The organism is Jeotgalibacillus terrae (genome assembly GCF_016908195.1).
GTDB lineage: Bacteria > Bacillota > Bacilli > Bacillales > Jeotgalibacillaceae > Jeotgalibacillus > Jeotgalibacillus terrae.
This window is the reverse complement of the sequence record NZ_JAFBDK010000026.1, coordinates 26,791-36,661: the sequence shown is the minus strand read 5'-3', so window position 1 is coordinate 36,661 and position 9,871 is coordinate 26,791. Positions and strand designations below refer to the sequence as shown.

Genomic DNA, 9,871 nt, shown 5'->3' with positions numbered 1-9,871 from the left:
ATAGCTCTGATTGGGTTTGATGGTTTCTTACTTTCTTATACCCAGTTAACCTACGAATGTACGAATAAGGAGCTAGTTTTGTTCATGATAACTCGGCTTCGCCTGTGGGGTCTCAGCTGTCCCGCTTATCGTCCCGGAGTCCCCGCCTTACGTTGCCATCATCCTTAATTTTCACTTTTAAGCCATATGCCTTAAAAAGAGAACCATTCTCTCCAATCGGCATATGAAGAAAATGATTCTCTATTCTATCAGCAGGTTATGCTTTTTCGGTAGAAACGGTTACGCCTGTTGGGACTTCGTGGTGATGGCGGCAGCGTGGCTCGTAAGCTTCTGATGCACCAACAAGGATGACCGGATCGTCGTAGCCTGCCGGACGTCCTTCGATCAGGCGCTGTGTTCTGCTTGCAGGTGACCCGCAAACTGCACAAACAGCCTGAAGCTTTGTCACCTGTTCTGCAAGTGACATCAGGCGTGGTACAGGACCAAATGGCTCTCCTCTGAAATCCTGATCCAGACCGGCTGTGATGACGCGGAATCCTTTATCTGCAAGCTGCGTGACAACGTCCACAACTTCTTCATCAAAAAACTGGACTTCATCGATTGCAATCAGATCAGCTTTTTCAGTTACCTGATCGAGGATTTCTGATGAATGGTCAACAGGTACCGCGATGACTGACGCACCATTATGGGATACGATGGCTTCTTCGCTGTAGCGGTCATCGAGTTTTGGTTTGAATACGAGGATATGTTGTCTTGCAAATTGTGCGCGTCTGACACGTCTGATTAATTCTTCTGATTTTCCGGAGAACATACTTCCGCAAATCACTTCCACCCAGCCCGTCTGTTTCATTACATACACGTTTCCTTCAGCTCCTTTGGTTCAATAGCAGTAAGCTTATGTAAAAGTTTTTTATCCTTTTAAAAGCCGCTGTCTCTTTCCGTTGGGGGCCTCCGCTTTCCTGCCCCCGGGCGGTGAGCCTCCTCAGCTTCGCTTCCGGGGTCTCACCTGTCCCTTCCTGGGGCGGGAGTCTGCGTCCCCCCACTCCAAGAGCCAGCTGTTTTTGTTAAATCAATCAAATATATAAAAGCATTTTTATACAAATTTTTCATCTGCAATATAATCTAAGTCTATTGAAAAACACCTCTTCATTCAAGAGGCGATTTGAGTAGGTTTGTTGTTTTATTCCCTTATTTGGCGAAATTAACCGTAAAAAAACAGGCAAGAATTTGATTCTCGCCTGTTTTGATTTACGAAAATTACTTAAGACCGTATTTTTTGTTGAAGCGATCAACACGGCCGTCCGCTGCTGCGAACTTCTGACGTCCTGTGTAGAATGGATGGCATTCTGAGCATACCTCAATACGAATGTCTTCCTTAACAGAACCTGTTTCAAACTCATTACCGCAAGTGCATGATACCTTTGCAGCTTTGTAATTTGGATGAATATCAGTTTTCATCTCAGTCATCTCCTTCCGCCCTGAACCATCTGGAACAGAGTAAGTATCTTACATACTAGCATGGTGCCAGATAACTTTCAAGCACACTGCTTACATTATAGCAGGCTGAATGTTGTGAGGCAACATGGTATTTGAAAAATGTTTGGTATATGAGAACGGTCGGTCTGCGCTTCAGGCGGAGGCTTTCCGGACGGCGGTCGCTGAGCCTCCTCGCGCTTCGCGCTGTGGGGTCTCAGCTGTCCCGCTTATCGTTCCGGAGTCCCCGCCTTCCGCTCCGACCAACCTGAGTTTAATAATAAACTTAAAGCACTTTACCATCACTTAGCGCCTCCTTGGAGTGCAGTAAACCGTAGTCCTGCACGGAAAGGAGGCGCGGTTCTGTTAGAAAAGTTATGACTTACGGCCGCTCGTCTTCATTTCTTCTGTCAGGTTTTCAAAGAATTCCTGATTCGTTTTTGTCTGGCGGATCTTGCGGATCAGGCGCTCGCCGAAGTCATGTGAATCTGACAGTGCGCGGCGGATTGCCCATAGCTTATCAAGGTGATCTTTTGGTACAAGCAGCTCTTCTTTACGCGTTCCGCTGCGGCGGACATCGATTGCAGGGAAGATCCGGCGCTCAGCCATGCTGCGGTCAAGGTGAAGCTCCATGTTGCCTGTCCCTTTGAATTCCTCATAGATCACTTCATCCATACGTGAGCCTGTATCAACAAGCGCAGTCGCAAGAATCGTTAAGCTTCCGCCTTCTTCGATATTACGGGCAGCACCGAAGAATCGTTTCGGACGGTGGAATGCAGCCGGATCGATACCACCTGAAAGGGTACGGCCGCTTGGCGGGATGACAAGGTTATAGGCACGTGCAAGACGTGTAATACTGTCCATCAGGATGACAACGTCACGCTTGTGCTCAACAAGTCTCATCGCACGTTCAAGTACAAGTTCTGCTACTTTAATATGATTTTCAGGCACTTCATCAAATGTTGAGCTGACAACATCAGCATTAACAGAACGTTCGATATCTGTTACTTCCTCAGGACGCTCATCAATCAGCAGGACAATCAGTTCCGCTTCAGGATGATTTGTCGTAACGGAATTGGCGATTTCTTTTATCAGCATCGTCTTACCTGCTTTTGGCGGGGCAACGATTAGTCCACGCTGACCAAACCCAACAGGTGAAACCAGGTCCATGATGCGTGTTGAAAGCTGACGCGACTGGTTTTCAAGCTTGATCTGGCGGTCCGGATACAGCGGTGTCAGGGCAGGAAAATGCACGCGCTCTTTTGACGTTTCAGGATCATCACCATTCACTGCTTCAACGTGAAGGAGTCCAAAGTAACGCTCATTTTCTTTTGGCGGTCTTACTTTCCCTGAAACTTTGTCACCATTACGCAGGTCAAAGCGGCGGATTTGTGAAGCAGAGATATAAATATCCTCTGAGCTTGGAGAATAGTTGATCGGGCGCAGGAAGCCGAAACCTTCTGACTGGATGACTTCAAGAACGCCTTCCATGAAGAAGAAACCTTCCTGTTCTGCACGTGATTTCAGGATTGCAAAAATCAGTTCTTTCTTCGTCAGCTTGCTGTAATAAGATACACGGTACTCTTTAGCAAGCTCATATAATTCTTTTAATTTCATATTGTCGAGTGACGACATTTTTAATTCTTCCATTAAGGACACCACACTTCTGTTTTTTTAAATGCTTCTTCAGCGAATCTATTGTGCTTGAATGTTGTTTGTGAGGATAGCTTGTTGAAATAGAGGTTGTGTAGCTGAAGTCATTCATTATTCTACTCTTATTTATACAGACAATCAATGGTGAAAATAACTGTCTTGATGACTCTCTAGAACCGCTTATGATTTCCGCTTCAGGCGGTGCTTTCCGCGGGAACGGCAGTGAGCCTCCTCGGCTTTGCCTGCGGGGTCTCACCTGTCCGTTTTATCCCGCTGGAGTCACCGCCTTACACTACAATCAACGCTCAGAATCAGTCTATAAGTGCCCACCTACGTGAAAAATTACGAAATCGACAGAACAAAGGTTATTAAAGTTCTAACCAGAAGAAAAAACTCCGAGCGGTTTGTCCCGGAGCTTTTCGGATGTTACTTCATGACAAGATTCGGCTTTTTCTTCAGGCTGTGTGTTCCTTTGATAAAACGGACTGTGCCTGATTTCGCGCGCATAACGAGCGAGTCAGTCTCCCCGTATGTAGCTTTGAACTGTACGCCTTTTAACAATTCGCCGTCTGTCACGCCTGTTGCTGCGAAGATTGCGTCATCGCCGCGAACGAGGTCTTCCATGCGCAGCACCTGGCTGACGTCAATATTCATCGCCTTGCAGCGTTCTGCTTCTTCTTCGTTTTGCGGAAGTAAACGACCCTGGATTTCACCGCCAAGGCACTTCAGACCCACTGCAGCAATTACGCCTTCAGGAGCTCCGCCTGATCCAAAAAGAATGTCGACACCAGTCGTATCAAATGCCGTGTTAATCGCACCTGCCACGTCGCCGTCACCAATCAGCTTAATCCGTGCACCAGCCGCACGCAGTTCTTCGATAATTTTTGCGTGGCGGTCACGGTTCAAAATCGTGGCTACTACATCTTCAATATCTTTATTCTTGGCTTTCGCTACTGCTCTGAGATTATCAATGACCGGTGCATTGATATCGATACAGCCGACCGCTTCCGGCCCAACTGCAATTTTATCCATATACATATCCGGTGCATTCAGCAGATTTCCGTGGTCTGCAACGGCAAGGACCGCAAGTGCGTTCCAGCCGCCTGAAGCAACAATATTCGTGCCTTCTAATGGATCTACTGCCACGTCCAGACGGGGACCGTATCCTGTACCAAGCTTTTCACCAATATAAAGCATTGGCGCTTCATCCATTTCGCCTTCACCGATCACCACTGTACCCTTCATCGGGATGGTGTCGAATACGTCACGCATCGCAGTTGTAGCTGCGTCATCTGCTTCATTTTTTAATCCGCGTCCCATCCATCTTGCTGACGATAAAGCGGCTGCTTCTGTTACACGTACAAGCTCCATTGATAAACTGCGTTCCATGTCCATCATCCCCTCATGATTTGTCATGAATCAGTATAACACATTATTTTTCAATATGACATACTATTTAAGGACTATGCGTTATTTACCTGCTCAAGCTCTTCAGCTGACATTTCTTCACGCCAAATCACCGCTCCGAGTCCTGAAAGCTTTTCAATCAGATCACTGTAGCCGCGGTCAATATGTTCAAGACCAGTCACTTCAGTAATACCTTCTGCCATCAGTCCGGCAATTACAAGCGCTGCACCCGCTCTCAGGTCAGATGCTTTCACACGTGCTCCCTGAAGGACGGATGGACCGTAGACAATCGCTGCACGACCTTCAGTTTTAATATTCGCATTCATCCGCTTCAGCTCATCAATATGCTTAAAGCGCGCTGAGTAAATCGTATCTGTCACCATCGCAGTGCCATGGATTTTGGTCATGAGTGACGTCATCGGCTGCTGCAGATCTGTTGGGAATCCCGGGTAAACGAGCGTCTGAATATCAATCGATTTCAGGTTCTCCGACTTTCCGATATAGACATCCTCATCGCCCACTTCTACAGGCACACCCATCTCACGCAGCTTGGCAATCAGTGATTCGACATGGAGCGGGATGACATTATTAATTGTCACACCTTCTCCTGCTGCCGCTGCTAAAATCATAAAGGTTCCTGCTTCGATTCTGTCAGGAATGATTGTATGGCGCGTACCGTGAAGTTCATCAACACCTTCAATCCGGATCACGTTGGTCCCTGCGCCTTTGATATTCGCACCCATATTGCTTAAGAGTGTGGCTACATCAATAATTTCAGGCTCCTTTGCAGCATTTTCAATAATTGTCTGACCCTTCGCTCTGACAGCTGCCAGCATAATATTGATCGTTGCCCCTACACTGACGACATCTAAATAAATACGGGCACCTTTTAATTCGTCAGCACGAAGGTATAACGCACCCTGCTCATTTGTAACAGTGGCACCAAGCGCTTCAAAGCCCTTAATATGCTGATCAATTGGACGCGGGCCCAGATAGCAGCCACCAGGCAGTCCGATTGCCGCTTTTTTGAACTTACCAAGCATTGCACCCATCAGGTAATAAGAGGCACGAAGCTTTTTCACACGCCCGTTCGGTAATGGCATTGCCACCATACCTTCAGGATTTACGCGCATTTCGCCATCTTCGAATTCAACACTTCCGCCAATTTCCTCAAGCAGTGCTTTTAACGTATGAACATCTGATATATCAGGTAAACCTTCAATGACAGTCGGTGTGTCTGCGAGAATTGTCGCAGGAATCAATGCCACTGCACTGTTTTTTGCACCGCTGACTTTGATGTTTCCTCTAAGGGGATTGCCCCCTTCAATTTTTAGTTTCTCCATTACTTGAAAGCTCCTTCCGAACCAGCTTTATGTCTTTTTATCATGTGTATTTCGAGCTGAATCATGTGCGAAGGAAGCAGGGATTTTTATGATTTACGATTATTCCAGTCATTTAGAAACGCTTCAATTCCTGCTTCCGTTAGTGGGTGTTTAAATAATTGGTGCAACACCTTTGATGGGCATGTAGCAATATGTGCCCCGTTCAGCGCTGCCTGAGTGACATGCATTGGATGACGGATTGATGCTGCGATAATTTCTGATTTAATGTCATGCATAATGAACATTTCAGAAATCGTGCTGATCAGATCCATTCCGTCATGTCCGATGTCATCAAGTCTGCCAAGGAACGGTGATACATAAGATGCACCTGCGCGCGCTGCCATCAGCGCCTGGTTCGCACTGAAAATCAGCGTGACATTTGTTTTAATGCCTTCTTTAGCAAATGCAGCCGTTGCCTTCAGTCCATCTGGTGTCATGGGGACTTTAACGGTGATATTCGGTGCGATTGCAGCCAGCTCTTTTCCTTCTCTGATCATGCCTTCTGCATCAAGAGAAATCACTTCAGCACTGACTGAACCGTCTACTAATGAGGTGATTTCTTTCAGCCGTTCGTGGAATGAAATACCTTCCTTTGCAACAAGAGACGGATTTGTCGTAACGCCGTCAATAATCCCCCAGCTGTGTGCTTCTTTAATCTCATCCATATTTGCTGTATCAATGAAAAATTTCAATATGATCCCATCCTTTGTTATGTATTTGGTTTGTGCTTACTATAATAACCGTTGATCTGCGCTTCAGGCGGACGCTTTCCTGGGTGAGCCGTTTTGTGGCTCCATAAGACCTCCTCGCCTTCGGCTGCGGGGTCTCAGCTTCCCTCTAATCGTCCCGGAGTCGCCGCCTTCCACTCCGATCAACTTTGTGTGACTAATAACTAAGAAAAGTGTGTTTTAACTTCAAATATTTTTGTCCTGCATATAAAGGAATTGGCCGGTGTGGAGGGCGGTGACTCCAGCGGGAGCAGACGGACAGGTGAGACCCCGCAGACGCATAGCGTCGAGGAGGCTTACCGCCGTCCCCGCGGAAAGCATCCGCTCGGAACACCGGTCAATTCCGGTTATATAAGTCTTCAAAAAAAGCTGACTCAAAAAACGGTTGGGCCGCTTATTGGTGAATAAGCAGCCTGCCTGTTTGTGAGCCAGCCTCTTTGATATGACTCAATTTCTACCCCTTGAAACCGAGTGACAAATTTACGCTTTGCTAGATGAACCGAATTCGCGCATTTTACCGATTACTGTTTCCTTAATCACTTCACGCGCTGGTCCAAGATATTTACGTGGATCATATACTTCTGAGTCAGCAGCAAGTACTTCACGTACTTTCTTAGCTGATGCAATTTGGTTTTCTGTGTTCACGTTGATTTTAGCTGTTCCGTAAGAGATCGCCTTTTGGATATCTTTTGTCGGAATGCCTGTTCCACCGTGAAGAACGATTGGTACGCCTGCTTCGTTACCGATTTGCTCCATTTCCTTGAATCCAAGGTTCGGTTCGCCTTTGTAAGGGCCGTGAACTGATCCAAGTGCCGGTGCAAGTGTGTCGATACCTGTGCGTTCTACAAGTTCTTTACATTCTTTAGGATCTGCATAAATCACGCCATCTGCAACCACGTCATCTTCCTGGCCGCCTACTACGCCAAGCTCAGCTTCTACTGAAACGCCTTTAGCGTGTGCATATTCAACAACTTTAGAAGTTACTTCCACGTTCTCTTCGAAAGGACCGTGAGAAGCGTCAATCATTACAGATGTGAAACCTGCATCGATTGCTTCTTTACACTTGTCAAAGCTTGATCCGTGGTCAAGGTGAATTGCTACTGGTACAGTAATGTTTAAGTCTTCAAGTAGACCTTCAACCATTTTTACCACAGTTGTAAATCCGCTCATGTAGCGGGCAGCACCTTCAGAAACACCAAGAATAACAGGTGATTTTTCTTCTTCAGCAGCCTGAAGAATCGCCTGTGTAAACTCAAGGTTATTCAGGTTGAACTGACCTACTGCATAGCCCCCATCCTTCGCTTTGTTCAGCATATCTGTCATTGATACTAATGGCATAATTTGTTTCCTCCTTTAAATAAACGGCATCACGTACGCTAATGTACAACCATTTTCTCTAGTATCATACCAAACGTTTAAGGATTTTACCATGCCGGCAACTTATCTTTTCAAATTAAGATGCGTTATTTTACCCCTGCATGCTCTTTGACAAGGTTTCTTATATCCTGAATGTCAAAAGGCTTCGCAATGTGTGTAAGCGCTCCCAGAGCCTCTGCTTCCTGTATCATGCCGAGTTCACCATAGGCTGTCATAATGATCACCTTAATATCAGGATCTTCCTCTTTCATTTTGCGCAAAATCTCGATCCCATCCATACCAGGAATCTTCATATCAAGCAGGACAAGATCCGGCGCTTCTGTTAAAAGCGACAGTGCTTCCGGTCCGTTCGCCGCCTGAAAAGTCTGATACCCCTCTTTTTCAAGAATTTCATTGAGCAGAATACGTATCCCGAATTGATCATCTACAATCAGTATTTTCTCCACGTTATACACCTCTTCTTTGTCATTCCCTCACAACCCCAATTGTTCGTATTTCTATGTACACTTCTTTATCATAGAGGAAAAAGGATGGTTTCTCAATGAGCGCTACTTATGGTACATTCAACACAAAAGAATGAGTTCCTTCCTATATATGAAGAAATCGTGTGCGCTTTTTCGACATTTGGCTGGAGTATGATTTTGAGAGGATGATTTAGATGCTGAAAATGTTTACAACGCAGCTGACCGGATTATTCGGCAGACTGCAGTCTAAAGAAGAAATGGAGATCGAAAATGCAGCCCGTCTGCTTGCCCAGGCAACAGTGGGTGACGGTTCGATTTATATAAAAGGTTTTGGCGAAATGGCCGGGATTACAGCTGAAGCGCTGCAGGGTGAGGAACCGCTTGAGGGCGTTCGCGAGCTGCAGGATGCTGATGCACTGACAGTTGCAGACCGCGTGCTGCTTGTCACCCGGAGATCCACTGACCCGCAGGCGCTTGCATTTGCTGAGAAGCTTACTGAAGCTGAGATTCCGTTTGCCGTCATTGCCGGCAAAGTAAAAGATGCTGAAAGTGACCTCGCAGAAAAAGCAGACTCCTTCCTGAACACCCAGACTGTTCGCGGCATGCTCCCTGATGAAACTGGCGGACGTTTTGGCTTTCCGTCTCTTATGGCCGCACTGTATCTGTATCATGGTGTGAAGTTTGTGCTTGATGAGATTTTGGAGGATTATTAATGCGTGAAGTTCCTACTCTATTTCGGGTAGGAACTTTTTTCATTTGTTGTCATGACTTTTTCCGGTTAATGAAAAACACGATGATGCCTATTGGAATGAGTGCAAAACTTGCATAGATACTGGTCCATTTAACAGCAGTAAAGACCGGCGCAACGGTTGCGAAAATATCAAGCCGTTCCGGGTAAAAGCTCATTACGAGAGAAGTACTGAGATTTTCAAGATAATCAAAAACCAGACCGGATAACGGAAATAAAATAGCGTATCTCCATTTAGATCGCTGAATTGGTTTGAAAAGAATGCCCAGTGTTGTAGTTAAAAACAAGAAATAAGCGATCGGCCATATGATATCAAATGTATAACGTGCCCGGACATAATACGCTCTTCCTTCTTCCCCATAAATTTCCGCAATGGAAAAGAGTGTTTCAGGTGTATAGAAAAATGAGCTGTCCGGTGATTCAGAGGTTCCAGTAACGCGCGATGATTCTGCCGCTTCATTCGGTAAAATGAATCCTAAAAATGCTGCAAAAATAATAAGAGAGACCAACCAGGTTTTCCAATTTGACCATTGGTACAGCTTTTTCATCTGGATCCACCTCCTTTAGGTCATTATATCTGCGCGTCATCACTGAAGCTATTTTTGATGCAAAAGGATTTAAAAAACCCCCGCCAAATTG

The 9,871-nt window shown here is 45.9% G+C and carries 10 protein-coding genes; 1 reads left to right on the top strand and 9 read right to left on the bottom strand.

Annotated elements, in window-relative coordinates:
* Positions 1 to 256: 256 nt before the first annotated feature.
* From JOD21_RS17745 to JOD21_RS17710, 8 genes are all read right to left on the bottom strand, one after another.
* On the bottom strand, positions 257 to 859 hold the full coding sequence (locus tag JOD21_RS17745; RefSeq protein ID WP_204730852.1) for a thymidine kinase: 603 nt from the start codon (positions 857 to 859) through the stop codon (positions 257 to 259).
* A gap of 398 nt (positions 860 to 1,257) precedes the next feature.
* Positions 1,258 to 1,458, bottom strand: coding sequence for a 50S ribosomal protein L31 (gene rpmE, locus JOD21_RS17740; protein ID WP_041123483.1), 201 nt, complete (start codon positions 1,456 to 1,458; stop codon positions 1,258 to 1,260).
* Positions 1,459 to 1,848: 390 nt separating this feature from the next.
* On the bottom strand, positions 1,849 to 3,123 hold the full coding sequence (gene rho, locus JOD21_RS17735; RefSeq protein WP_204730851.1) for a transcription termination factor Rho: 1,275 nt from the start codon (positions 3,121 to 3,123) through the stop codon (positions 1,849 to 1,851).
* Positions 3,124 to 3,552: 429 nt separating this feature from the next.
* The gene (gene glpX, locus JOD21_RS17730; RefSeq protein ID WP_041123485.1) at positions 3,553 to 4,515 is read right to left on the bottom strand and encodes a class II fructose-bisphosphatase; all 963 of its coding nucleotides are present in this window, start codon (positions 4,513 to 4,515) and stop codon (positions 3,553 to 3,555) included.
* Positions 4,516 to 4,589: 74 nt separating this feature from the next.
* Positions 4,590 to 5,876: a UDP-N-acetylglucosamine 1-carboxyvinyltransferase gene (locus tag JOD21_RS17725; protein WP_204730850.1), complete on the bottom strand. Its 1,287-nt coding sequence runs from the start codon at positions 5,874 to 5,876 to the stop codon at positions 4,590 to 4,592.
* Between the two features lie 86 nt (positions 5,877 to 5,962).
* Positions 5,963 to 6,607: a fructose-6-phosphate aldolase gene (fsa, locus tag JOD21_RS17720; RefSeq protein WP_204730849.1), complete on the bottom strand. Its 645-nt coding sequence runs from the start codon at positions 6,605 to 6,607 to the stop codon at positions 5,963 to 5,965.
* 516 nt (positions 6,608 to 7,123) lie between these two features.
* Positions 7,124 to 7,981 (bottom strand): class II fructose-bisphosphate aldolase, encoded by an 858-nt coding sequence (locus tag JOD21_RS17715; RefSeq protein ID WP_041123489.1) that lies wholly within the window; start codon positions 7,979 to 7,981, stop codon positions 7,124 to 7,126.
* A 125-nt stretch (positions 7,982 to 8,106) separates the two neighbouring features.
* Positions 8,107 to 8,466, bottom strand: coding sequence for a response regulator (locus JOD21_RS17710; RefSeq protein WP_380269542.1), 360 nt, complete (start codon positions 8,464 to 8,466; stop codon positions 8,107 to 8,109).
* 212 nt (positions 8,467 to 8,678) lie between these two features.
* Between JOD21_RS17710 and JOD21_RS17705 the strand changes: the two genes are divergently transcribed.
* Entirely contained in the window at positions 8,679 to 9,197 is a 519-nt protein-coding gene (locus tag JOD21_RS17705; RefSeq protein WP_204730847.1) for a DUF2529 family protein, read from the top strand.
* A gap of 49 nt (positions 9,198 to 9,246) precedes the next feature.
* Here the strand turns inward: JOD21_RS17705 and JOD21_RS17700 are convergent, their stop codons facing one another.
* Entirely contained in the window at positions 9,247 to 9,780 is a 534-nt protein-coding gene (locus JOD21_RS17700; protein WP_204730846.1) for a hypothetical protein, read from the bottom strand.
* Positions 9,781 to 9,871 lie beyond the last annotated feature (91 nt).

Excerpts from the sequence above, each read along its gene's own strand:
- rpmE (WP_041123483.1), bottom strand. The coding sequence starts at position 1,458 with ATGAAAACTGATATTCATCCAAATTACAAAGCTGCAAAGGTATCATGC.
- rho (WP_204730851.1), bottom strand. The coding sequence starts at position 3,123 with ATGGAAGAATTAAAAATGTCGTCACTCGACAATATGAAATTAAAAGAA.
- glpX (WP_041123485.1), bottom strand. The coding sequence starts at position 4,515 with ATGGAACGCAGTTTATCAATGGAGCTTGTACGTGTAACAGAAGCAGCC.
- JOD21_RS17725 (WP_204730850.1), bottom strand. The coding sequence starts at position 5,876 with ATGGAGAAACTAAAAATTGAAGGGGGCAATCCCCTTAGAGGAAACATC.
- JOD21_RS17715 (WP_041123489.1), bottom strand. The coding sequence starts at position 7,981 with ATGCCATTAGTATCAATGACAGATATGCTGAACAAAGCGAAGGATGGG.
- JOD21_RS17705 (WP_204730847.1), top strand. The coding sequence starts at position 8,679 with ATGCTGAAAATGTTTACAACGCAGCTGACCGGATTATTCGGCAGACTG.
- JOD21_RS17700 (WP_204730846.1), bottom strand. The coding sequence starts at position 9,780 with ATGAAAAAGCTGTACCAATGGTCAAATTGGAAAACCTGGTTGGTCTCT.